The organism is Specibacter sp. NPDC078709 (assembly GCF_040686795.1).
In the GTDB taxonomy this organism is placed as follows: domain Bacteria; phylum Actinomycetota; class Actinomycetes; order Actinomycetales; family Micrococcaceae; genus Specibacter.
The window spans coordinates 218,209-241,419 of the sequence record NZ_JBFBLU010000007.1 but is presented as its reverse complement, the minus strand read 5'-3'; the positions used below and the strand labels follow the sequence as shown (position 1 = coordinate 241,419).

Annotated in this window: 18 protein-coding genes; 9 read left to right on the top strand and 9 right to left on the bottom strand. The window is 61.2% G+C overall.

The features are described from left to right. Positions 1–142: 142 nt before the first annotated feature. On the bottom strand, positions 143–1,654 hold the full coding sequence (gene guaB / locus AB0P14_RS14335; protein WP_363843500.1) for an IMP dehydrogenase: 1,512 nt from the start codon (positions 1,652–1,654) through the stop codon (positions 143–145). A gap of 471 nt (positions 1,655–2,125) precedes the next feature. Here guaB and AB0P14_RS14330 point away from each other — a divergent pair, with 471 nt between their 5' ends. Beyond that, positions 2,126–3,883: a heavy metal translocating P-type ATPase gene (locus AB0P14_RS14330; RefSeq protein ID WP_363843530.1), complete on the top strand. Its 1,758-nt coding sequence runs from the start codon at positions 2,126–2,128 to the stop codon at positions 3,881–3,883. 204 nt (positions 3,884–4,087) lie between these two features. Here the strand turns inward: AB0P14_RS14330 and groL are convergent, their stop codons facing one another. Both groL and groES read right to left on the bottom strand, forming a co-directional pair. Continuing rightward, positions 4,088–5,692 carry a chaperonin GroEL gene (groL, locus tag AB0P14_RS14325; RefSeq protein WP_363843497.1) on the bottom strand — a complete coding sequence of 535 codons (1,605 nt, stop codon included), beginning with the start codon at positions 5,690–5,692 and terminating at the stop codon, positions 4,088–4,090. A gap of 103 nt (positions 5,693–5,795) precedes the next feature. Then, positions 5,796–6,092 carry a co-chaperone GroES gene (gene groES, locus AB0P14_RS14320; protein ID WP_038464523.1) on the bottom strand — a complete coding sequence of 99 codons (297 nt, stop codon included), beginning with the start codon at positions 6,090–6,092 and terminating at the stop codon, positions 5,796–5,798. Between the two features lie 377 nt (positions 6,093–6,469). Here groES and AB0P14_RS14315 point away from each other — a divergent pair, with 377 nt between their 5' ends. Next, the gene (locus AB0P14_RS14315; RefSeq protein WP_363843493.1) at positions 6,470–7,390 is read left to right on the top strand and encodes an ABC transporter ATP-binding protein; all 921 of its coding nucleotides are present in this window, start codon (positions 6,470–6,472) and stop codon (positions 7,388–7,390) included. Continuing rightward, the gene (locus AB0P14_RS14310; RefSeq protein WP_363843490.1) at positions 7,387–8,199 is read left to right on the top strand and encodes an ABC transporter permease; all 813 of its coding nucleotides are present in this window, start codon (positions 7,387–7,389) and stop codon (positions 8,197–8,199) included. Before AB0P14_RS14315 ends, AB0P14_RS14310 begins: the two co-directional genes overlap by 4 nt. A 217-nt stretch (positions 8,200–8,416) precedes the next feature. Here the strand turns inward: AB0P14_RS14310 and AB0P14_RS14305 are convergent, their stop codons facing one another. The 4 genes from AB0P14_RS14305 to AB0P14_RS14290 all read right to left on the bottom strand — a co-directional run bounded on the left by AB0P14_RS14305 (position 8,417) and on the right by AB0P14_RS14290 (position 12,298). Next, a complete protein-coding gene (locus AB0P14_RS14305; RefSeq protein ID WP_363843487.1) occupies positions 8,417–9,172 on the bottom strand; it encodes an ATP-binding cassette domain-containing protein in 756 nt (251 codons plus the stop codon). Further along, entirely contained in the window at positions 9,169–10,233 is a 1,065-nt protein-coding gene (locus AB0P14_RS14300; protein WP_363843484.1) for an iron chelate uptake ABC transporter family permease subunit, read from the bottom strand. The genes AB0P14_RS14305 and AB0P14_RS14300 overlap by 4 nt, the downstream gene beginning before the upstream one ends. Continuing rightward, on the bottom strand, positions 10,226–11,197 hold the full coding sequence (locus AB0P14_RS14295) for an iron chelate uptake ABC transporter family permease subunit (protein WP_363843481.1): 972 nt from the start codon (positions 11,195–11,197) through the stop codon (positions 10,226–10,228). The genes AB0P14_RS14300 and AB0P14_RS14295 overlap by 8 nt, the downstream gene beginning before the upstream one ends. 123 nt (positions 11,198–11,320) lie before the next feature. Further along, a complete protein-coding gene (locus AB0P14_RS14290; protein ID WP_363843478.1) occupies positions 11,321–12,298 on the bottom strand; it encodes an ABC transporter substrate-binding protein in 978 nt (325 codons plus the stop codon). A gap of 145 nt (positions 12,299–12,443) precedes the next feature. Here AB0P14_RS14290 and AB0P14_RS14285 point away from each other — a divergent pair, with 145 nt between their 5' ends. Next, a complete protein-coding gene (locus AB0P14_RS14285; protein ID WP_363843475.1) occupies positions 12,444–13,658 on the top strand; it encodes an SAM-dependent methyltransferase in 1,215 nt (404 codons plus the stop codon). Positions 13,659–13,904: 246 nt separating this feature from the next. Here AB0P14_RS14285 and AB0P14_RS14280 read toward each other — a convergent pair whose 3' ends face one another. Then, entirely contained in the window at positions 13,905–14,735 is an 831-nt protein-coding gene (locus AB0P14_RS14280) for a shikimate 5-dehydrogenase (protein ID WP_363843473.1), read from the bottom strand. Positions 14,736–14,846: 111 nt separating this feature from the next. On the opposite strand from AB0P14_RS14280, the gene AB0P14_RS14275 reads away from it, so the two are divergent. Next, the gene (locus AB0P14_RS14275; RefSeq protein ID WP_363843470.1) at positions 14,847–15,989 is read left to right on the top strand and encodes a glutamate--cysteine ligase; all 1,143 of its coding nucleotides are present in this window, start codon (positions 14,847–14,849) and stop codon (positions 15,987–15,989) included. A gap of 36 nt (positions 15,990–16,025) precedes the next feature. Here AB0P14_RS14275 and AB0P14_RS14270 read toward each other — a convergent pair whose 3' ends face one another. Next, positions 16,026–16,634, bottom strand: a complete 609-nt coding sequence (locus tag AB0P14_RS14270; protein WP_363843467.1) for a TetR/AcrR family transcriptional regulator — start codon at positions 16,632–16,634, stop codon at positions 16,026–16,028. A gap of 201 nt (positions 16,635–16,835) precedes the next feature. Here AB0P14_RS14270 and AB0P14_RS14265 point away from each other — a divergent pair, with 201 nt between their 5' ends. Genes AB0P14_RS14265 through AB0P14_RS14250 form a run of 4 tightly spaced genes read left to right on the top strand, consistent with a single transcriptional unit; the run spans position 16,836 to position 23,129 of the window. Continuing rightward, positions 16,836–18,173 (top strand): extracellular solute-binding protein, encoded by a 1,338-nt coding sequence (locus AB0P14_RS14265; RefSeq protein WP_363843464.1) that lies wholly within the window; start codon positions 16,836–16,838, stop codon positions 18,171–18,173. Continuing rightward, entirely contained in the window at positions 18,170–19,141 is a 972-nt protein-coding gene (locus tag AB0P14_RS14260) for a sugar ABC transporter permease (RefSeq protein WP_062286684.1), read from the top strand. The genes AB0P14_RS14265 and AB0P14_RS14260 overlap by 4 nt, the downstream gene beginning before the upstream one ends. Beyond that, positions 19,138–20,046 (top strand): carbohydrate ABC transporter permease, encoded by a 909-nt coding sequence (locus AB0P14_RS14255; RefSeq protein ID WP_363843461.1) that lies wholly within the window; start codon positions 19,138–19,140, stop codon positions 20,044–20,046. The genes AB0P14_RS14260 and AB0P14_RS14255 overlap by 4 nt, the downstream gene beginning before the upstream one ends. Then, complete coding sequence (locus AB0P14_RS14250; protein ID WP_363843458.1) at positions 20,046–23,129, top strand: glycoside hydrolase family 2 TIM barrel-domain containing protein; 3,084 nt, start codon at positions 20,046–20,048, stop codon at positions 23,127–23,129. Before AB0P14_RS14255 ends, AB0P14_RS14250 begins: the two co-directional genes overlap by 1 nt. The last annotated feature ends 82 nt before the right edge of the window (positions 23,130–23,211 follow it).

Here is a 23,211-nt window from a genome sequence, read left to right as displayed (position 1 = left end):
TGGTTTTACTAAACCCCCCCCACCCCAAAACACCACCCCGGTGCACCCACCTAAAAACAAACAATAAATCCCACATAAGCACGACGGCGGCCGGTCACCTTTGAACAAAAGGTGACCGGCCGCCGTCGTGCTTATGGCGTATTTACTTGTTGTAGTTCGGAGCTTCCACGGTCATGGTGATGTCGTGAGGGTGGGATTCCTTCAACCCAGCAGCCGTGATGCGCACGAACTTGCCGCGCGCCTTCAGCTCGGGAATGGTCGGGGAACCGACGTAGAACATGGTCTGGCGCAGGCCGCCAACCAGCTGGTAAGCCACCGAAGCCAGCGGCCCGCGGTAGGCAACGCGGCCTTCGATGCCTTCGGGGATGAGCTTCTCATCGCCGGACACATCGGCCTGGAAATAACGGTCCTTGGAGTAGGAGGTGTTGTTGCCGCGGGTCTGCATGGCACCCAATGAGCCCATGCCGCGGTAAGCCTTGAACTGCTTGCCGTTGACGAACACGGTCTCGCCCGGAGACTCCTCAGTACCGGCCAGCAATGAGCCGATCATGACGGTATCGGCGCCGGCAACCAGTGCCTTGCCGATATCGCCTGAGTACTGCAGGCCACCGTCGGCAATCAACGGAACGCCGGCAGGGATGGCAGCCTTGGCGGATTCGTAGATGGCGGTGATCTGCGGAACGCCAACACCGGCAACCACGCGGGTGGTGCAGATGGAGCCCGGGCCAACGCCGACCTTAATGCCGTCAGCGCCGGCGTCGATCAGGGCCTGAGCGCCCTCGCGCGTTGCTGCCTGGCCGCCAATGACATCAACATGAGCGGCAGACTTTTCCTTCTTCAGGCGTTCGATCATTTCCAGCACGCCCTGGCTGTGGCCATTGGCGGTGTCCACGAACAAAGCGTCAACACCGGCGTCAACCAGAGCCATGGCGCGCTCGTACCCGTCGCCGAAGAAGCCGATGGCTGCACCTACACGCAGACGACCTTCGTCGTCCTTGGTGGCCAGCGGGTACTGCTCAGCCTTGGCGAAGTCCTTGACGGTGATGAGGCCACGGAGCACGCCGGCCTTGTCCACGAGGGGAAGTTTCTCAATCTTGTTCTTAGCCAGCAAGCCCGAGGCTTCTTCACGGCTGATGCCAACCTGGCCGGTGATCAGCGGCATGTTCGTCATAACATCGCGAACCAGTCGCGTGGAGTATTCGTTTTCCGGAATGAACACGGTGTCGCGGTTGGTGACGATGCCCATGAGGCGGCCATCCGGGTCCACAACTGGCAGCCCGGACACACGGAATCGGGCACACAGCTCATCGAGCTCAGCCAGTGTGGCGTCGGGGCCAACGGTGACCGGGTTGGTGATCATGCCTGATTCGCTGCGCTTGACCAGATCCACTTCCTCAGCCTGGCGCTCGATCGAGAGGTTGCGGTGAACAACACCCAAACCGCCTTGGCGTGCCATGGCGATGGCCATGCGTGACTCGGTCACGGTGTCCATAGCCGCTGACAGCAACGGGGTTTGGACCGTAATGCGCTTGGATACCCGTGAGCTGGTGTCAGCTTCGGAGGGAATCACGTTGGTGTGTCCGGGAAGGAGCAATACGTCGTCGTACGTCAGGCCAACAAAGGCGAAGGGATCATGAATTTCAGGCTGGGACACGAAGGCTCCTTGGCGGGGGTAGAACCATTTGAGGGGTGTGCATCCAATGGCCGGTCCCGTTATTACGAAGCTAGCCTGTGCGTTGGTTACAGTCTAAAACGAAAGCTGCCGTTGCCCTATTCCCGTTCCGTGCGTCACACCGGTGCCGCGCAGCGTTGCCAACAGAGTGGCGAACAGCGTGCCGAGCAGAGTGGCGAACGGCGCCTAGGTAGCCCAGCGTAACTCGCGTCTTAGGACCTTGGTGAGGGACGACGTCGTCCCTCACCAAGCGGGCCTAGGGCCTAGTAAGTGGCGGCTTGGCACCCGCTAGGGCAGAGTGGTGCCATGAAGGAAACTGCAGCTACCAGGGCGTCAGCTCTCTCCCCCGAATCCCTTGCCCCTCAGGCTCCTGAGCAGTCCCGGATCGTGGCTGCCCTGCGACATTACCCTTTGGTATGGGCCACCCTGCTGGTTGCTCTGGCCGTGGGAGTCATGCTGCTCTTTGGGATGGATGCGGGCGCCCGATGGACTGCGAGCCTGTACGCTGTGGCGATCGCCCTCTATCAGGGTTTCGGCATGGTCAAGGACATTCTGCGCGGGCATTGGGGCATCGACATTCTGGCCGTCACAGCAATCGTAGCGACGGTTTCTGTGGGCGAATATGTGGCGTCCCTGATCATCATCTTGATGCTGACAGGCGGTGCCGCGCTGGAGGATTATGCCACCGGACGTGCCGCTCGTGAGCTGCGGGCTCTTATGGATCGTGCGCCTCGGGCAGCGCACCGAGAGAACGCCGACGGTTCCACGAGCGATATCCCGCTGGCCGATGTTGAGATTGACGATACGTTGCTGGTTCGTCCGGCCGAGGTGTTGCCTGTCGACGGAGTGCTGTTGAACGGTCCGGCGATGTTTGACGAATCCGCACTGACCGGCGAAAGCCTGCCTGTGGAGCATTCCTCCGGGGACTTTGTGCCCAGTGGTGCTGTCAACGGACCAACGGCCATCCGTATCAGGGTCACCGCCCGGGAAGAGGACTCCCAATTCAGCCGCATTATTGCCTTAGTGCGAGAAGCGTCAGAAAGTAAAGCGCCCGTGGTGCGCCTTGCGGATAGGTACGCCGTCCCGTTCACTGCGTTTTCTTTGGCGCTGGCGGGAATCGCTTGGTACCTCAGCGGTGACCCGACTCGCTTTGCCGAGGTGCTGGTCGTGGCCACCCCTTGTCCGCTGCTGATCGCGGCGCCGGTCGCTTTCCTGGGTGGCATGAGCCGGGCCGCGAAGTCGGGTGTCATTGTCAAGGGCGGAGGAACCCTTGAGCAACTAGCCCGAGTCAAGACGGCCGCTTTCGATAAGACCGGCACACTCACCGCTGGCAACCCGTCGTTGGACGAAGTGCGAAGCGTGTCCATGAATCCGGATGAGTTGTTGACTCTCGCTGCCTCTGCCGAACAATACTCCTCCCATGCACTTGCTGCGGCGGTAGTGGCTGAAGCGCTTTCGAGGGGGCTGTCACTGTTAACTTCCGATGATGCGAGCGAGCATGCCACCAATGGCGTCAGCGCGCTCATCAACGGCCACCGGGTACTTGTCGGCAAGCAGTCGTTTGTGGCTTCCCACTCCGCAGGGGTCCAAGAAGCGTCCCTAGCTGGCGGGCAACTTGCCGTGTATGTGGGTGTTGATGGTGAGTTTGCCGGGACCTTGATCATGCGCGATCTGCTACGACCCGAAGCCGCCTCAACACTGGCTCAATTGCGCGCCTTGGGGGTTTCCGACACCGTGATGCTCACGGGTGACGCCGCAGCCACGGCGAACTTCATCGCCGCCGAGGCTGGCATTACCAAGGTTTATGCCAGCCTATTGCCGGCGGATAAGGTCCGGCTTGTCAACGAGTTGCCCAACCGCGGAGTCCTGATGGTGGGCGACGGTATCAACGACGCACCGGTACTAGCCGCGGCCGACGTCGGAATTGCCATGGGAGCGAAAGGATCTACTGCCGCGAGCGAATCAGCAGACGTTGTCATCATGGTCGACGACCTGGCCAAGGTGGCGCAGTCCGTGGCGATCGGGCAACGAACCATCCGCATCGCTGTAGAGAGTATCTGGATCGGCATCATTCTGAGTGTGGGGCTGATGATCGTGGCGGCGTTTGGCATGATTCCAGCCGTGGCAGGCGCCCTGGCTCAGGAAGTGATCGATCTTGCCACAATCTTGTACGCCCTGCGAGCCCTGGTGCCGGGGCGTCGTCGGAAGTAGAACGCAAAAAGACGGCGCTTGCGGGTAAGGATGGCTGTATACAACCATCTTTACCCGCAAGCGCCGTCTTATACCGAACTCCACCCGCTGGATGGGCGTGGGTGGACCCACGCTCGCCAGAGTCCCGGAAAGCGATGGGCCCACAGGTCCGAGGGGCCCCAATGTTGGGTCGCTAGCGACCCAACATTGGGGAGGACCTGGGGACTAGTGCTGGTGTGCTTCTTCGTCCTCGGCAGGCTTGTCCGTCACGAGAACTTCGGTGGTGAGCACCAAAGCCGCGATGGAGGAAGCGTTGCGCAGGGCTGAACGGGTGACCTTGACCGGGTCGATGACGCCGGCCTTGACCAGGTTCTCGTAAACACCGGTAGCAGCGTTGAAGCCGAAGCCGTCTTCAAGCTCGCCAACCTTGTGGACAACAACGTAACCGTCGTGGCCAGCGTTCTGTGCGATCCAGCGCAACGGCTGAGCAACAGCCTTACGAACCAGCTCAACAGCAGTTGCGGCATCGCCGGTCAACGCCAGAACGGCAGCGTCTTCGTCGAGAGCCTTAGCGGCCTGTACCAGTGCGGAACCGCCACCGGCGACAATGCCCTCTTCCAAAGCTGCACGAGTTGCTGAAACAGCGTCCTCAATGCGGTGCTTCTTTTCCTTCAGCTCAACCTCGGTGGCTGCGCCAACCTTGATCACGCCGATGCCGCCAGCCAGCTTGGCCAGACGTTCCTGCAGCTTTTCCTTGTCCCAGTCGGAGTCGGTGCGCTTGAGCTCGGCGTGCAGCTGAGCAACACGGTCAGCAACATCCTCAGCCGTGCCAGCACCGTCAACGATGGTGGTGTTGTCCTTGGTGACCGTGATGCGGCGAGCCGTACCCAGTACCTCAAGGCCAACCTGGTCCAGGGACAGGCCAATCTCCGGGGAGACAACCTGTGCGCCGGTCAGGATTGCAATGTCCTGCAGCATGGCCTTGCGGCGGTCACCGAAGCCCGGTGCCTTGACAGCTACAACGTTCAACGTACCGCGCAGGCGGTTGACGATCAGCGTGGACAGAGCCTCGCCGTCGACGTCTTCGGCAATGATGAACAGCGGCTTGTTGGCAGCAAGTGCCTTTTCCAGCAGCGGCAGGAATTCCTGCAGGTTGGAGATCTTGCCCTGGTTGATCAGAACCAGTGCGTCTTCCATGACTGCTTCCTGGCGTTCTGCGTCGGTGACGAAGTACGGGGACAGGTAGCCCTTGTCGAACTGCATGCCCTCGGTGAGGACCAGTTCGGTGGAGGTGGTGGAGGACTCTTCAATGGTGATGACACCATCCTTGCCGACCTTATCGAACGCCTCGGCGAGCAGGTCGCCGATTTCCTGGCTCTGAGCGGAGATGGCTGCAACTTCTGCAACCTGTCCACCCTCAACCGGGCGAGCGTTCTCCAGCAGGCGCTTGGCAATGGCTTCAACCGAAACCTGGATGCCGCGCTTGAGCTCGCTGGGAGCCGCACCTGCGGCTACGTTGCGCAGGCCTTCCTTGACCAGTGCCTGTGCCAAAACGGTGGCCGTGGTGGTGCCGTCGCCGGCAACATCGTTGGTCTTCGTGGCAACTTCCTTGGCCAGCTGTGCGCCAAGGTTTTCGTAGGGGTCTTCCAACTCAACTTCGCGAGCGATCGTCACGCCGTCGTTGGTGATGGTGGGGGCACCCCACTTCTTATCGAGCACAACGTTGCGACCGCGCGGGCCCAACGTTACTTTGACGGTGTCCGCCAACTTGTCGATGCCGGCCTCGAGGGCCTTGCGTGCATCGTCATTAAACTGAAGCTGCTTTGCCATGCGTTATGTCCTTTCACGCAAAGACCCCGCGCCGGTGACTGATCTCGACAGGCTCGATCACCGATCCGGCACGGGGCTTTACAAAAGTGGTTGACGAAGGTCGTTACTTAACGACGATTGCCAGTACGTCGCGGGCAGAGAGAACCAACAGTTCCTCGCCACCGGTCTTGACTTCGGTGCCACCGTACTTGGAGTAGATGACTACGTCGCCAACAGCAACGTCGATCGGGACACGGTTGCCGTTGTCGTCAACGCGGCCGGGGCCCACTGCCACTACTTCGCCCTCCTGGGGCTTTTCCTTGGCAGTGTCCGGGATAACCAGACCGGAAGCGGTAGTCAGCTCTGCTTCGAGCTGGCGAACAACAATACGATCCTCAAGAGGCTTAATAGAGACCGACACTCGGACCTCTCCTTCACACGTAAATTTTTTGGATGCTTGGCAATCTTCTCGCCCATGTTGTGTGGAGCCCAACCGTCGTCGCGGTGCCGGTGATGCTCCCATGGCCAAAAAGATAAGCAAGTTGGCACCCTCAGGGTGAGAGTGCTAACTCTGACTCTAGGGAACTGATTAGCACTCGGTCAAGGCGAGTGCCAGTTTCACGCTTAAAAGTACGACGACGGCGGGCCGGGTTTCGCTCACGGCGCACCTTTGTGTCTGCCCTGGTGGGCGGCGCACTGCACCTGATGCTGACATGGCTGGGTTGACCGCCTAAAACTTCATCTTCCGTGCCCTGAAACGTTGTTGTCGCAAACGCAGCACAGTGCAAAGATGCAGCCATGACCTTAAGCCCTGTTCAAGTGCGTGACCTGAAGAAAAGCTATGGCGCTTTCACAGCCGTGGATGGCATCAGCTTCGATATCCACGAAGGTGAAACGTTTGCACTTCTTGGCCCCAACGGGGCAGGGAAGAGCACCACCATTGAGATTCTGGAAGGATACCGGGATAGGAGCAGCGGCGATGTTCAGGTGCTGGGCGTTGATCCCCAACGAGGAGGCCTGGACTGGAAAGCCCACTTGGGGATCGTGCTGCAGTCTACGGGTGAAAGCGGCAACGTCACCGTGCTTGAACAACTGAATCACTTCGCCGCGTACTACCCTCATCCGCGGAAGGTGGCCGATGTTATTGAGGCTGTGGGGCTGGGCAGCAAAGCCAAAACGCGGATCAGCAAGCTCTCAGGCGGGCAGCGTCGGCGCGTGGATGTGGCGTTGGGAATTATTGGCCGGCCAAAGCTTTTGTTCCTGGATGAGCCCACCACTGGCTTTGACCCGGAGGCCCGGCGCCAATTCTGGGACCTGATCAATCAGCTGAAAAGCGAAGGAACCACCATCTTGCTGACCACGCACTATCTCGACGAAGCGGCCACACTGGCTGACCGGGCAGGCGTCATTGCCGGCGGCAAACTGGTGGACATTGGCCCCATTGACGAGATTGGCGGGGCCAGCGCCCGGGTTCCTCTGGTGCGGTGGCGCCAAGACGGCGCCGACCGTACAGAGCGCACCAGCGAACCGGCAGCTCTGGCCGCCCGGCTGTTCGCAGAACATGGCGGGGAAGTGCCGGGTCTGGAAATCACCCGGCCAAGTCTCGAGGACATCTATCTGGACATGGTGGGTGCTCACGCCGCTACGAAGAATGCCGAGTCGCAGAGTGCCGTGTCAAAGGATGCAAAGCCGTCCGGCCTGGAAGGTGGGGCGGCGTGAAAACTCTGCAGCTAGGAATTTTCCGCATCGGCTACGAACTAAAACTGTATTTCCGACAGGGCGATTCGGTGTTTTTCACGTTCCTGTTCCCGATCGTGATGCTCTCCATCTTCGCCGTCGCATTCAGCACCACAGAAAATGTTGGTGCCGCCCCTGACGGCAGTGGCGGCATCTCCTGGGCCGCGTTTTATGTTCCCGGCATGGTGGCGGCGGGCATGTTGCTCAGCGGCGTCCAGAACCTCGCCGTGGATATTGCCACGGAGAAGGGCGACGGGACACTTAAACGCTTGGGAGGCACTCCCCTACCGGTGTTTTCCTACTTCATGGGCAAGACCGGCATGGTGCTGGTCAGCTCCGTGGCACAGGTAATACTGCTGCTGTTGGTGGCCCGCTTTGCCTTCAATGTTGAGCTACCCACGGACGGCGACAAATGGCTGACCTTTGTTTGGGTCTTCCTCTTTGGCGTGATCACCAGCTGCGTTTTGGGCATCGCCCTCTCCGCGTTGCCGCGCACGGGCAAGAGCGCCACCGCGGTGGTCATCCCACTGGTGTTGGTGCTGCAATTCATCTCTGGCGTGTACTTGAACTTTGCCCAGCTGCCCGTCTGGCTACAAAACTTCGCCAGCATCTTCCCGCTGAAATGGATGGCTCAGGGCATGCGCAGCGTATTCTTACCCGCATCATTCGAGGCCGCAGAAGCCAGCGGGAGTTGGAACTTGGGACTCGTGGCGTTGGTAATGGGCGTGTGGCTCGTGGCCGGCCTGATCCTGTGCCGCGTCACGTTCCGCTGGATCCGCAAGGACAGTTAGAACTAAACAGCCAGCGCTCAAGCGCAGCCCACAGCGCAGACCACAGCGCATCCCACAGACGCTATCGCAGCAATGGTTGAAAAATTCGGAACGCTATCCCACTGCAGTGAGATAGCGTTCGTCAAAACCGCACCCTTGCTGCGATAGCGTCCGGGAGGGGTTAGTTGGCCCGGCGCCAGGCAGCGGCAGGTGCGGGCATCCGCCGTCGAAAGTTAGCTTAGTAGTAGACGGCCAGCGGACCGCGGGGGCCCTGGATAACCTCAACCGGGGTGTCAAAGACTCGGGTCAGGACCTCGTCAGTCATGATCTGGGCAGGGGTCCCGAACTCAATGACCTTCCCGCCCTTCACGGCACAGATGTAATCGGCATAGTGTCCAGCAAAATTGATGTCGTGCAGCACGATCACGATGGTGCGCCCCAGCTCCGCAGCGGCCCGGTGGAGATGCTGCATCATCTGGGCGGAATGCTTCATGTCCAAGTTGTTCAGCGGCTCATCGAGCAGGACATGCTCGGTATCCTGGGCCAAAACCATAGCCACATAGGCGCGCTGCCGCTGGCCACCGGATAGCTGATCGAGGTAGCGGTTTTCGAGATCTTCCAAGCCCAAGAAGTCGATGGAACGGCTGATGAGCTCCTCATCTTCGGCATTGAGCCTGCCCTTGGAATAGGGGAAACGACCAAAGCCCACCAGCTGGCGGACCGTGAGCCGGGTGACGAAGTGGTTCTCTTGGCGCAGGATCGAGACGATCTTGGCCAGATCCTTGGAGGAAGTGCTGGCGACGTCGTAGCCGGCCACCTCGATGGTTCCGGCGTCCAAGCCCAGCAAGCGCCCCACCATGGTCAGCAACGTCGATTTGCCGGCGCCATTTGGGCCCACCATGGCCGTGATTCCACCGGTGGGAATAACCAGATCTACCGGGCCGATGGCGACGTCGCTGCTGTATTTCTTATGGACGTCCTTGAGCGTAATCACAGGCGGCCCTTTCTGAGGATGAAGATGAGGAAGACGGTTCCGCCGATCGCTTCGATGAGGATCGAGACCACACCTTGGGCGTAGAAGACGTTCTTCATGATGAAGTAGGCGCCGGAGAGGACCACGAATCCGGTCAGGACTGCGACGGGGAAAATGTAGCGGTGGTCGTAGCTGTCGGCGAGCTGATACGCCAAGGTGGCCACGAGGAATCCGAGGAAGGTCATGGGTCCCACCAGCGCCGTGGAGACGGCCATCAGAATGGAGACCAGGAACAGCACACGCATCACCTCAAAGCGGTGATTCAAGCCAAGGTTGATGCTGGCATCTTTGCCTAGCGCAATGACGTTCAGGCGTTTGGAGTTCAGGATCAGCAGGACGCCGGCCACCACCACTAGGGGAATCGCCACAGGTAGGTAACTGACATCGGCGTTGGAGATGGAGCCAAAGAGCCGGGCCGTGAGAATGTCGAATTCGCTCGGCGTGAGGAGGCGTTGCATAAACGTCGAGACGGAACCGAGTCCGCCGCCAATGACGATGCCCACCAGGAGCATGATTTGCAGGTTTCCGTACTTGCCGGACAGCAACCAGCCAAACAATGCCAGTGAGAGCGCCACCATGATGGCCACCTGCAAGATGAATTGTGGGACTCCTTGGACGGCGACAACGCCGGCGGCACCCATAAAGAAGACGGCAGCGGTCTGCACCGCCATATAGAGGGATTCGAAGCCCAGGATGGAGGGGGTGATGATGCGGTTGTTGGTGACGGTCTGAAAACTGACCGTGGCCAGGGCCTGACAAATGGCCACAATCAGCATCACCCCGACGCTGGTGGCGCGGAGTTCGGCGATGAGCCAGAATCCGGAGGAGCCCACGGGCATCGGGTTGTCCCAGGCGAGCAAGCCGGCGCCAAAGCCTAGTGCCAGGATGATCAACAGGCTCAGGACAATCCAGTACCGGCGGCTGATCGCTTTGGTGGGAAGAGGCCCTGATCTACGTACCCGCGAGCTAATTTTCGGGGTCTGGCGGGCAGGTACAGAAACCGTGGTGCTGGTATCAAGCATTTCGACGCTGCCTTAAGAGAAGTCCAATGAATACGATGGCTCCGACAATGCCAAGAATCAGTGACACGGGCACTTCGAAAGGCATGATGATGGTTCGTCCAATCAAGTCGCAGACAGTCACAATTCCGATGCCGAGCAGGCAGACCCAGGGAAGGTTGCTGCGCAGATCATCGCCGCGGAACATGGAGACAATGTTCGGAACGATCAAGCCTAGGAACGGTAGATTCCCCACCACCACGGTAACAACACCGGTAGCGACGGCGATCAGCGCTGTGCCGAGGAGCATGATCTGGTTGTAGTTCAAACCCACGTTGGTGGCGATGTCCTCGCCGAGGCCGGCAACGGTAAACCTGTCGGCGACAATGAAGATCACCACGGCCACAATCGCTACGATCCACAGCACCTCATACTGACCGCGCAAGACGGCGGTGAAGCTACCGGCGAACCAGATGCCCAGGCTTTGCAGCATGTCGGTTTGCAGCGCGATGAAGGTGGAGATTGCCCCGACCACCGAGCCGAGCATGATGCCCACAATGGGCACTGTCAAAGATGCCTTCAGTGAGACTCGGCGTAGGAACAAGAAGAAGATCATGGTGCCGATGAAGGCGGCCGCAATGGCGCCTGACATTTTCGCCAGGATGCTGGCCGTGGGGAAGAGAATCATGACCACCAGCAAGCCCAGACCCGCCCACTCGGTGGTTCCGGTGGTGCTGGGTGAGACAAAGCGGTTTTGTGTTAACAACTGCATGACCAGCCCGGACATGGACATGGCCGCCCCTGCCAAGACCAGCCCAATGGTGCGTGGGATGCGGGTGATGGCAAACATTTCTCCGCCATCGTTGCCACCGAAAATGTCATACACGCCGGTAAACAGGGAAATCACCAGCAGCAGAGCCACGATGGCAATGCCGATGATGAGTTTGGGGTCAAAGAGTTTGCCCTTGGAGGGTGCTCGGGTGGTCATGGCCGTCATCATCCAGCCGTCCCTTTCAGATTGCTCACGGAAAACTACGCAGTTGAAACCAACGCAGTGGCGGATCAGGCCAGAAAGGGCCCGATCCGCCACCACATTAGGGGTTCAAGAGACTTACTTGCCTTCGAAAGCGTCGGCGATGGCGTTGAAGAACTCCGTGTAGGTCTGGATACCTTCGTTGGTGTAGGAATCGTTGGGCATAAAGATCACATTGCCTTCCTTGGAGGCGGTGACGTTCTTCAATGCATCAGACTTGGTCAGCAGTTCCTTACCGGCAACGTATGTGGGGTCATCAGCGCCGGTGGCGGCGTCGCGGTCCATGGCGATAATCCAGTCCGGGTTGGAATCAGCAATGGCTTCAACGGAGATGTCATCGCCCTGGTGGTCCGTGCTGGCGTCCTTGACTTCCAGTGCCGGGGTCAGGCCCAAGATGTCAAAGACCGGGCCCAAGCTGCGGCCGTTGCCGGGAGCTGCGTAGTTGATGTTGCCACCGGAAGTGATGAGGGCCATGACGGTGGAGTCCTTGGTGTAGGCCTTCTTGGCGCGGGCAATCGCAGCGTCGAGATCATCATTGAGCTTCTTGGCTTCTGCCTGCTTGCCAAAAACTTCGCCCAGGACCGTGGTCGGACGCTTCAACTCAGCATCAAGGGCTTCTCCTTCGCGGGGGTCCAGCTCAAGCACTGTGGCATTCGGGGCCAACTTGGCAAAATCATCGTGGAACTGAGCAAAACGCTGCCCGTTGACGATCAACTGGGGAACTGCGGCAACGACTGCTTCGAGGTTCGGCTCGCGATGGCTGCCCAGGTCGATAATTGAGGTATCGGACTTGTAGGCGCTGGTTTTCGGCATCAATGCGACGGCGCCAGCGGTGAGTTTCACACCCCAGTCGGAGAGAGTTTCAAAGGTACGGTTGTCGGTGGCGACAACCGAGGTCAGTGGAAGATTGATGGTCTGCGAACCGTTATTATCCTCGACCGTGACGGATGTCGCCGCAGCAGTTTCCTCCGGGGTAGCGGCAGCCTGCCCGCCACAGGCAGTAAGTGCCAAAACAGCGGCGGTAGCGGCAAACGTGAGCAGGTGCTTCTTCAGCATCGTATTTCTCCAGAGGTAGGTTAGCTTAGGCAATCCTTATAAGCATTCCTCACAACCTAGTGCATGTGAAAATAATTGCGCAACTTATGCGTAGCGTATTTACCGTGACGCTCATCATGGTATCTGAGCCGGTTAGGCTTTACACATGTCCCACGATGCAATTTCCCCGCTCCTAACTGTTGAAGGCTGGGAACTTTTGTCATCCCTGGGCCCTTATGTCGAAAAGGACTCCCTCAAACTTAACGACACACTTCGTAAAGCAGGCCACTCCCCCGAGCTGGTGGCCGCCGCTTTGACCCAATCTCGGTTGCGATCCAAGGCAGAAGCCAAGTTTGGCGAGTTCGCCCACCAGATGCTGTTCACCCAGACCGGACTGGAACAAGCCACGCGGTTGAGTGTTGCGGCTTTGCATGCCCAAAGATTTACGACGGCGGGCATCACCAAAGTTGCCGATCTGGGCTGCGGCTTGGGTGCTGATTCCCTGGCCATGGCAAGCCTGGATATCAGTGTCACGGCGGTGGAGATGGATGAAATCACCGCCGCGTGCACCACGGTAAACCTGATGCCGTTCCCGCACGCCGAGGTAGTGTGCGCCAATGCGCAGGACGTAGATCTCACGGGGGTCCAGGGCGTGTGGCTGGACCCAGCCCGCCGCACCACCAACACCTCAGGCACCACGAGGCTCTTTGACCCAGAAGCCTTCTCGCCGCCGCTGTCCTTTGTGGAAGAACTGGCGGATAAGGGCTTGGCAGTGGGCGTAAAAATGGGGCCGGGAATACCGCACGATGCCGTCCCTGACACAGCCGAAGCCCAATGGATTTCCATCAACGGTGATGTGGTGGAGGCCGGGTTGTACTTCAATCAGCTGGCCCGCCCCAACATACGCCGCGCCGCTCTGGTTATCGGTCAACATGGCAGCGCCGAGCTGACCAGCGCCGAAACATACCAGCCACAGGAGCAGGATGCTCAGCTGGGCCCCATCAGTGGATACCTTTATGAGCCCGACGGCGCCGTCATCCGTGCGGGTCTGGTGGCGGATCTAGCGCGAGTCATGGGCGCGCATCTACTCGATGAACACATCGCCTACTTGTCTTCCGATGAGCCGATCGAAACCCCTTTTGCGCGTAGCTATAAGGTCCTCGAGGTCAAGCCGTTCAATGTCAAGGCCCTCAAAGCCTGGGTCAAGGCCAACCGGATCGGTGTCCTGGACATCAAAAAGCGCGGCGTTTCCACCACCCCGGAAGAGCTCCGCCGTCAACTCCTCACCGGCTCCGGCAAGGGGCCCAACAAGGCGACTCTGGTGCTGACGCGGATTGGTGAGGACCGGGTCGCCATCGTGGTGGAGCCCCACAGCCTGTAACTAGCCCGTACTGCAAACGGCGGCGCAGCGCCCAAGGGCGGCACTTCAGGGCCACGTTTGCAGGTCTTCACCAACTACCTTTTCGCAGCAATGGCGCCTTTCTCGAGAACCCTCGCGCACTGCCTGAGCCGCCCAAACGCGCCCGTCAGCACTTGGTGCAAGAGCGTCTGCCGAAAAGCAGCCATTGCTGCAATAGCGTCCCCGAAAAAGCCGCCATTACTGCGATAGCGTTGGTGCGGGTGGGGGTCAGCTGCGGGAAAACTCGGAAGCCTCACGGACCAGCTCGGGGCTGGGGCGCACCCCGGTGTAGAGCACAAACTGTTCCTCGGCCTGAATGGCGATGACCTCGGCGCCGGTGATGATGCGCTTCCCGGCAGCTCTGGCCGCCTGGATCAGCGGGGTTTCGGAGGGAAGTGCGACGACGTCGAACACCACCTCCGCGGCGCTCACCAGCGAATCACTGAAGGACTGCACCGCTTCATCGGCTCCTGCCATACCCAGCGGGGTGACGTTGATGAGCATGCCAGCGCCCGCATCGCTCGCGTCGCTCGCGTCGCTCACCTCCGCCAACCACGAGAATCCATACAGCGCGGCGAGGGCCCGGCCCCGCGCTTCGTTGCGAGCCACAATCGTGACGTGAGCGAATCCGGCGTCGTGCATGGCAGCGGCAACAGCCTTAGCCATCCCGCCGGAGCCGCGTAGCAACACAGTGGTTTGTGGATCGAGCGCATTCTCCGCCAACAGCCGGGCGATGGCGAGGTAATCGGTGTTGTAAGCGGTCAGGACGCCGTGGTCATTGACAATGGTGTTGACCGAATCGATGGCCGAGGCGGAGGCATCCATGACGTCAATGAGCTCGATGACGTCCTCTTTATACGGCATGGAGACGGCGGCGCCGCGAATGCCCAGACCCCTGATGCCGGCAACGGCTTGCGCGAGGTCCACCGGAGCGAATGCCTTGTAGACGAAGTTCAGGCCGAGAGCGTCGTAGAGGTAGTTGTGAAAACGCGTGCCAATGTTGCTGGGGCGGGCCGCGAGGGAAATGCACAGGGTCATGTCTTTGTTCAGGATTGGCATGCATCCATTGTGCCGCAGATCCTGAACTACAATCGTAAAGGCAGCTGGTACTGTGCCGCCTTGCATCCCTTACTTCAGCACCATTCCAGCATTGCCAAGGAGGCATCGAAAGTGAAGATTGATTTCGCCAAATCTGAGCAATCTACACTGGGTTTGGAGTGGGAAATTGCGCTCGTTGACTCCGAAACTGGGGATCTAGCAGCGCGCGCCAACGATGTTTTCGCCAACATTGAGGCCGCCGATCCTGACATCTGGGTCGATGGTGAGCACCCCCAAATCAAGGGTGAGATGCTGCAGAACACTGTGGAGTTGGTCACTGGCGTCAACCACACGGTTCCTGAAGGCCTGGAAGATTTACGCCGGAGCTTGTACACGCTGCGCGAGGCCACAACTCCGCTGGGGCTGGACTTACTCAGCGCCGGAACGCACCCTTTCAGCGACCCCTTCGCCCAAGCCGTGACGGACAAAGAACGTTACGCCAAGCTGGTGGATCGAACCCAGTGGTGGGGCTCTCAGATGCTCATCTACGGCGTGCATGTCCACGTGGGCCTGGACCATGTTTCCAAGGCCATGCCGGTGCTGGATGGGTTGGTTAATCACTTCCCACATTTTCAGGCGCTTTCGGCGTCCTCCCCTTATTGGAATGGTCAGGACACCGGCTACGCCTCCCAACGGGCTCTGATGTTTCAGCAGCTACCCACCGCTGGCTTGCCGTTCCAATTCCCCGATTGGGCCGCGTACGAATCGTATGTACAGGACATGTTCACCACCGGTGTCATCGACGCGCACAATGAAATCCGCTGGGACATTCGCCCCGTGGCTGGCCTGGGCACCATTGAAATGCGTATCTGCGACGGCATGTCCACGCTGGCGGAAATCGGCGCCGTTGCTGCCCTGACTCAGTGTTTGGTCCAAGACTTTTCTGACACCCTTGACGACGGCGGCACCATCCCCACCATGCCCCCGTGGCACATCCAGGAAAACAAGTGGCGCGCGGCCAGATACGGCATGGACGCCATCATCATCCTCGATGCCGCAGGCAAGGAACAACTCGTCACCGAGCACTTGGTGGAACTGTTGAACAAGCTGGAACCCGTAGCCGCCAAGCTAGGCTGTGCCGACGAACTCGCAAGTGTGGAGAACATCATTGCCACGGGCGCTAGCTACCAGCGCCAGCGCCGAGTCGCTGCCGCCCACCAGGGTGAGCTGCGCGCCGTCGTGCGTGAACTCGTGGCAGAGATGGCCAGCAACTAGGCCCTTTACCCTCCCCACGTACAGCCGGTCGGGTCCCTATTCGGGCAGGATCACCAATTCCAAGTAGTCACGCAGACAACCGGCCATGTCGACGCGCTCCGGGGCCATCATCCACTGGGTTTGAATGCCGTCCCACAGTGCGATCAAGCTTGCCGCGGCACGCTCGGGGTCGACGCCAGGGCGCAGCCGGCCTTCATTGGCGAGCGCTGAGAACGCCCTCAGGTAGCTGCTGCGCAACCTTTCAAAACGTTCGGTGAAGAAATCCAGCCCGGGGTGATTGTCAGTGATCGATTCCGCGCACAAAACCGCGTAGAGCTCAATGACTCCGGGCACCGTTTCATTGAATCGTGCCTGGCGGACCACGGCATCCACCAATGATTCCTCCGGGTCCCGGGGCTGCCCGCCTCCCGTCACGCTGTCACGCCAATTCAGCACAGCCAACAGCAGATCACTCTTGGACGGGAAATAGTGCAGCAGGCTTGTCTGACTCATTCCCACCTTGTCGGCCACGTCCTGCAGCGATCCGCCCCGGTAGCCTCGTGCCGCAAAAACCTCGTGGGCGGCGGTCACAATGCTCTCCCGACGCTGCTTGGATTTGGCATAAGGACCGCGTTTGGCGGACGGGGCGGTTGGCGTGGTGGTCATGGAATGTCAGCTTAGTCCACATTCCCCAGTAACATAATTGAAATTCGAGTAGTCACTCGATAAATTTATTGAAATTCGAGTAAACACTCGAGATTTGTGGTAAATTTTCTCCCGTCCCCAAAAAAGGCGCTCCGGACCCGACGGCATTAGATTCACCCAGAGGGCTTACCGGGCCCACACAACGAAGTGAGAGAGCAGGCTATGCCCCCCATAACACGAAGGCAGCTACTGCAAGGCGGCCTTGGCACAGCCGCGCTTGGGCTGTTGTCCGGTTGCGCCACGCCGGGAACCCGGTCCGTGAACGCAGCCCCCACCATTGCCTCGGCCTCCGGCCAAAAGATCACCCTTGAATACTGGTCCTGGCTCAAGAACCTGCAGCCGGTGGCGGACATCTGGAATGCCGCCAACCCCAATGTGCAGGTCAAGACGGTATGGATCCCCGGCGGCAACCAGGGCGGCTACCCGAAGCTGTACTCTGCGCTGGCAGCCGGGGGCGGGCCCGACCTGGCCCATGTGGAGTACGGAGTCATCCCTTCCTTCATGATGGTGAACGGCCTGGTGGACCTCAACCGCTACGGTTCAGATGAGTTCGCCAACCGCTATGACAAGACCTTGTGGAACCAGACCAGCTACGCAGGCGGCGTCTACGGCATCCCCCAGGATTCGGGGCCCATGGCGACGTTCTACCAACCCGCTGTCCTGGACAAGGTAGGTGCCACGGCCCCAGCCACTTGGGATGAGTGGGCCGGGGTGGCCGCGGAGCTCCGCAAAGCCAAGACCTACATGGACTGCTTCCCGCTCGCAGAAGCCGGCTTCTTCACAGCCCTGGCCACACAGGCGGGTGCCCAGTGGTTCCGGGCCGACGAGGACGGCTGGGTCATCAACATGACCGACGACGCAACCCTGAAGGTCGCCCGGTTCTTCGACAAGGCCATCGACCAGGACCTTGTCCAGACCGACTTTGGCGCGTATTCGCCGGGCTGGTTTGCGGCCGCAGGCAAGGGAGAGATCGCCTCATTGACCTCGGCCAGCTGGGGTGACGCCCTCGTCCAGGGCATCAGCGGCGGTGCCGGCCAGTGGAAGGTGGCTGCCATGCCCCGTTGGGATTCGGCCGGCTTTGGTTCCAGCTACCTGGGCGGCTCCGCCGTGTCCGTCCTGGCCAACAGCAAGCACCCGCGCGAATCCCTGGAATTCGCGGCTTGGCTGACCTCCACCCAGCAAGGCATCGACGCCGAAATCGAGCACTGCGGCATCGGCTGGTCCCCCGTCCCGGACGTTATTGGCACCACGCGCCAACAGCCTTCGGACTTCTTCAGCGGCCAAAACTACAACCAGGACGTCTTCGCCCCGGCGGCGCTGGAGCAAAATACCCAGTGGTCCTGGTGGCCCTCACAACAGCAGTCATTCAACATCCTCAGCGACGGATTCCGGCTCAAATCATCAGGAACCAGCCTCGTGGATTCAGTGGCTGACGCGGAACAGAAAATCATGACCGTCTTCAAGAACAGCGGCCTGAGCATCAGGAAGGAATCGGCATGACCACCACTCCCCCAAGGACCGAGCCGGCCGGCGCAACAGCCGGCGGCCGGGCACCCTCCCCCAGCCGGCGGAACAGCGGAGGGCGGGCATCCGCCGTCGGACGCGCCCCCTGGCTGCTGCTGGCGCCGTTCCTTGCCCTCTTTGTCCTGACATTCATCCTGCCCATCCTTGCTGCCGTGCTCTCCAGCTTCACCAAGGTCACGCGTGGCGGCCTGTTTGGCGAGGCCGGCATTACGAGCACCTTTGCCGGATTGTCCAACTACGCCCAGGCACTGGCCGATGGAAACTTCATCGCTTCCATGGGCCGGATGCTCCTTTTTGGGGTGGTCCAGGTCCCGGTCATGATCATCATGGCGACCATTTTGGCGCTGCTGCTGGAATCTGCCTCGGCACGGTGGCCCGGCTTCTTCCGGGCAGCCTTTTTCCTGCCCTACGGTGTGCCCGGGGTGATCGCCACGATCCTCTGGTCCTTCATGTATGTGCCCGGTTTGAGTCCCTTGATCGATATTGCCGGCTGGTTCGGCCTGTCCCCCGATTTCCTGGGGCCGAACACCGTGTTGTGGTCGATCGCCAACATTGTCACGTGGAGCTACACCGGCTACAACATGCTCATCATCATCGCGCAGCTCAAGGCCATACCCACCGAGGTGTATGAGGCTGCCAAAATGGACGGCGCATCCCCGGTCCGGGTGGCGCTGTCCATCCAGCTGCCCCTGATCAAGCCGGCCCTGGTGCTGACCACCATCTTCTCCATCATCGGCACCCTGCAATTGTTCGCCGAGCCGCAGGTCCTCAAAACAGTGTCCCCGGCGATTGACAGCCAGTACACGCCAAACCTGAGCGCCTACACCACAGCCTTTGCGTACAACGACTACAACGTGGCCGCCGCCCAGGCCGTGCTCATCGCCTTGGTTGCTTTTGCGCTCTCCTTCGCTTTCCTGGCGTTCACGAATAGGAAGTCATCATGACAGCACAGCTGACCAACACGCCCCTGAAGCCCGTGGCACGGACAAAAGCACGGACGAAGGCACCGGGCCGCAACAAGGGCACCACCATCCTTGTCACCGGCATTCTCGTGGTGGCTGCCCTGTACTTTCTGGCACCCGTTTACTGGGTAGTGGTCGCATCAACCAAATCCACCGCGGATTTGTTCGCCACCAACGGCTTTGCCTTCGCCGCCGAATTCAACCTGTGGAACAACCTGTCCCAGGTGCTCAGCTACGACGGCGGCATCTTCGTCCGCTGGTTCGGCAACTCGGTGCTCTATGCCGGCATCGGCGCCGTGCTGGCCACCTACATTGCCGCGGCCGGCGGTTACGCCCTGGCCAAATACCAGTTCAAAGGCAACAACCTGGTCTTCGGCATCATCTTGGGCGGCGTGCTAGTGCCCGGCACGGCCACGGCCTTGCCTCTGTTCCTGCTCTTCAGCCAGATGGGGTTGGCCAACACCTATTGGAGCGTCCTGCTGCCGTCGATGGTCTCCCCATTTGGGCTGTTCCTGTGCCGCATCTACGCTCAGGCCACTGTTGATCCCGCCCTGCTCGAAGCGGCCCGCCTCGATGGTGCCGGCGAGATCCGGATCTTCCACACTGTGGGGCTGCGCATGCTCACCCCGGCGCTGGTCACCGTGTTCCTGTTCCAGCTGGTAGGCGTCTGGAACAACTATTTCCTGCCGCTGGTCATGCTCTCCGACACCAAGCTGTACCCCATTACGCTGGGATTGAACAACTGGCTGACCCAGGTCAACCGCCTGCCCGAGTTCTACCAGCTCACCACCGGCGGCGTGCTCCTGTCCATCATTCCCCTCGCCATCGCAATGGTCGTGCTGCAGCGCTTCTGGCGCGGCGGCCTTACAGAAGGATCCGTAAAATAGTGACCCCCGCAGACGTTTCGTACATCACCGACCAGGGCCCCGGCTCCGGCCTGCGTGTGCCGGCCCGTTCCTGGCTGAATTCCGACGCCCCCTCGCTCTCACTGAACGGGGACTGGCGCTTTCGGCTCCTTCCGGCCGCCCCCGGAACCCCGGGCGCCGGATCCGTGCTGCCCGACGGGGAATCCGTGGAAGGTGTGGCTGCCGAATCCTTCGACGACTCCGCCTGGGACACCCTGCCCGTCCCGTCCCACTGGGTGCTGCATGGAGAGGGTAAATATGGCCGCCCGATCTACACCAACGTGCAATACCCCTTCCCCGTCGATCCGCCCTTCGTCCCCGACGCCAACCCCACAGGAGACTACCGCCGCAGCTTTGACGTCCCCGCCGCCTGGTTTGAAAGTACGACGGCGGCACTCACCCTGCGCTTTGACGGCGTCGAATCGCGCTACAAGGTTTGGGTGAACGGGCAGGAAATCGGGGTGGGCTCGGGCAGCCGACTCGCCCAGGAGTTCGATGTCACCGCGGCGCTGCGCCCCGGCTCCAACCTTCTTGTGGTGCGCGTCCACCAATGGTCGGCCGCCAGCTACCTGGAAGACCAGGACCAGTGGTGGCTGCCGGGCATCTTCCGCGACGTCACACTGGCGGCCCGCCCCGCCGGCGGCATCACCGACGTCTGGCTGCGCACCGGATGGACGGCTGCCACCGGCGCGGGGCAGGGATCCGGCACCGGCACCCTCGATCCGGAAATCATTGCCGAGGCGGACGCCTACCCGGTGACCCTCACGGTGCCCGCGCTGGGAGTTGCGGTGCGCTGGGACTCGCCGGCCGACGTCGTCCCCTTCACAGTGGACAACGTGGAGCCCTGGTCCGCCGAACTCCCCCGGCTCTACGAGGCCACGGTGTCCAGCGCGGCGGAGAGCATCACGCTCCGCCTGGGTTTCCGCACCGTGGAGATCGTGGGTGACCAGTTCCTGGTCAACGGCCGCCGCGTCGTGTTCCACGGCGTCAACCGGCATGAGACCAACCCGGACCGCGGACGCGTCTTTGATGAAGCCGACGCCCGCGAGGACCTGGCGCTCATGAAGCGTTTCAACGTCAACGCCATCCGGACCAGCCACTACCCGCCGCACCCGCGCCTGCTGGACCTGGCCGACGAGATGGGCTTCTGGGTCATTTTGGAATCCGACCTGGAAACCCACGGCTTCCACCGGCAGGGCTGGGTGGATAACCCCAGCGACGTCCCCGCGTGGCGCGATGCCTTCGTTGACCGGATGGAACGCACCGTGGAGCGGGACAAGAACCATGCCTCCATCGTCATGTGGTCCCTGGGCAATGAATCCGGCACGGGCGCAAACCTGGCAGCTATGGCAGCCTGGACCCACGCCCGTGACGCCTCCCGTCCCGTCCACTATGAGGGCGACTACACGGGAGCCTATACGGATGTGTACTCCCGCATGTACTCCTCCATCCCGGAGACCGATTCCATTGGCCGCAACGACTCTCATGCGCTGCTCCTTGGCTGCGACGCGGCCGAATCGGCCCGGCAGCGCACCCGGCCGTTCATCCTGTGCGAGTACGTGCACGCCATGGGCAACGGCCCCGGCGCCATGGACCAGTACGAGGAACTTGTGGACAAATACCCGCGCCTGCACGGCGGTTTTGTGTGGGAGTGGCGCGATCACGGCATCCGCGCCAATACCGCCGACGGCACGGAATTCTTTGCCTACGGCGGCGACTTTGGCGAGGTGATCCACGATTCCAACTTCGTCATGGACGGCATGGTCCTCTCCGATTCCACGCCCACCCCCGGCTTGCATGAGTACAAGCAGATCGTCTCCCCCATCCGCCTGTCGCTGGCCCTGGACGACGGCGGTGCGCCGCGGCTCACTGTCGCGAACCTGCGGCACACGGCTGACGCGTCCGACGTCGTGCTTCGCTGGCGGGTGGAGCACAACGGCGCCGTCGCCGCCTCAGGGGAGCTGGCTGTCGACAGCGCAGACGGTCCGCTGCGGGCTGGCGAATCCGTCACGCTCACACTGCCGCCCGTCGCTGCCGCGGCGGAAGGCGAGACGTGGTTGACGATGGAAGTCGTGCTGCGCGACGCCACGGAGTGGGCCCCGGCCGGGCATCCGCTGGCCGCAACCCAGCTGGACCTCTCGGCGCCGCAATCCGCACCGCGCGCGCCCCGTCCGGCCGCGCCCGTCAGCGGCGCGGCTCCCGTTGAGCTGGGCCATGCCATGTTCGACGCCGGAGCGCTCGTTGCGCTGGCAGGCCTGCCGGTGTCCGGTCCCCGGCTTGAGCTGTGGCGGGCACCGACCGACAATGACAGGGGCAAGGGATTTGGCGCCTATGGCCCGGAAGATCCTTGGCTCAACAACGGGAAAGGTGTTCCGGCACCGTCGTCGGAGGCCGTGTGGAAGCAGGCCGGACTTGACCGGCTGACGCGCCGCGTCGAGGACGTTGCCGCGCTGCCGGACGGACTGCGGGTCCGGACCCGCTACGCTGCCGCGAACAGTGCCGCCAGCGTAGCGGTAGAGGAGAACTGGCAGCTGGCGGGCGAGGAACTGTGGCTGCGCCTGGACATCATGCCCAGCGCGGGCTGGGACCTGGTGTTCCCCCGGATCGGCGTGCGGCTGGACTTGCCCACGGACGTTGACGGTGCCTCATGGTTCGGCGCCGGCCCACGGGAATCCTACGCGGACAGCATGCATGCAACAGTTGTGGGACGGCACAGCGGCTCCATTGATGAGCTGAATGTCCCCTACGCCCGGCCGCAGGAAACCGGGCACCGCAGCGATGTGCGCTCACTGGAGCTCTCCCGCAACGGGGCTCCGTGGCTTCGCATTGAGGCCGATCCGGATGCACTGGGGCGCCGTCCCGGGTTCTCGCTGGCCCGGCACACGGCACAGCAGGTCACCGCGGCTGGGCACCCGCACGAGCTTCCGGCGTCAAGCCACAGCTACCTGTATCTTGATGCGGCGCAGCACGGCCTGGGCTCGCGGGCCTGCGGACCGGATGTGTGGCCCGACTTTGCCCTGCGCCCCGAGGCAAGGACGCTGGTACTGCGCTTCTCCGCACTGTAACCCAATGCCGCCAAACGCGGCAGCATCTAATGGGCACTTTTCGCCAACGCGGCAGCACTCATTGCTGCCGCGTTGGCGAAAA

Excerpts from the sequence above, each read along its gene's own strand:
- AB0P14_RS14330 (WP_363843530.1), top strand. The coding sequence starts at position 2,126 with ATGCTGCTCTTTGGGATGGATGCGGGCGCCCGATGGACTGCGAGCCTG.
- groL (WP_363843497.1), bottom strand. The coding sequence starts at position 5,692 with ATGGCAAAGCAGCTTCAGTTTAATGACGATGCACGCAAGGCCCTCGAG.
- AB0P14_RS14315 (WP_363843493.1), top strand. The coding sequence starts at position 6,470 with ATGACCTTAAGCCCTGTTCAAGTGCGTGACCTGAAGAAAAGCTATGGC.
- AB0P14_RS14300 (WP_363843484.1), bottom strand. The coding sequence starts at position 10,233 with ATGCTTGATACCAGCACCACGGTTTCTGTACCTGCCCGCCAGACCCCG.
- AB0P14_RS14295 (WP_363843481.1), bottom strand. The coding sequence starts at position 11,197 with ATGACCACCCGAGCACCCTCCAAGGGCAAACTCTTTGACCCCAAACTC.
- AB0P14_RS14290 (WP_363843478.1), bottom strand. The coding sequence starts at position 12,298 with ATGCTGAAGAAGCACCTGCTCACGTTTGCCGCTACCGCCGCTGTTTTG.
- AB0P14_RS14285 (WP_363843475.1), top strand. The coding sequence starts at position 12,444 with ATGTCCCACGATGCAATTTCCCCGCTCCTAACTGTTGAAGGCTGGGAA.
- AB0P14_RS14280 (WP_363843473.1), bottom strand. The coding sequence starts at position 14,735 with ATGCCAATCCTGAACAAAGACATGACCCTGTGCATTTCCCTCGCGGCC.
- AB0P14_RS14270 (WP_363843467.1), bottom strand. The coding sequence starts at position 16,634 with ATGACCACCACGCCAACCGCCCCGTCCGCCAAACGCGGTCCTTATGCC.
- AB0P14_RS14265 (WP_363843464.1), top strand. The coding sequence starts at position 16,836 with ATGCCCCCCATAACACGAAGGCAGCTACTGCAAGGCGGCCTTGGCACA.
- AB0P14_RS14260 (WP_062286684.1), top strand. The coding sequence starts at position 18,170 with ATGACCACCACTCCCCCAAGGACCGAGCCGGCCGGCGCAACAGCCGGC.
- AB0P14_RS14255 (WP_363843461.1), top strand. The coding sequence starts at position 19,138 with ATGACAGCACAGCTGACCAACACGCCCCTGAAGCCCGTGGCACGGACA.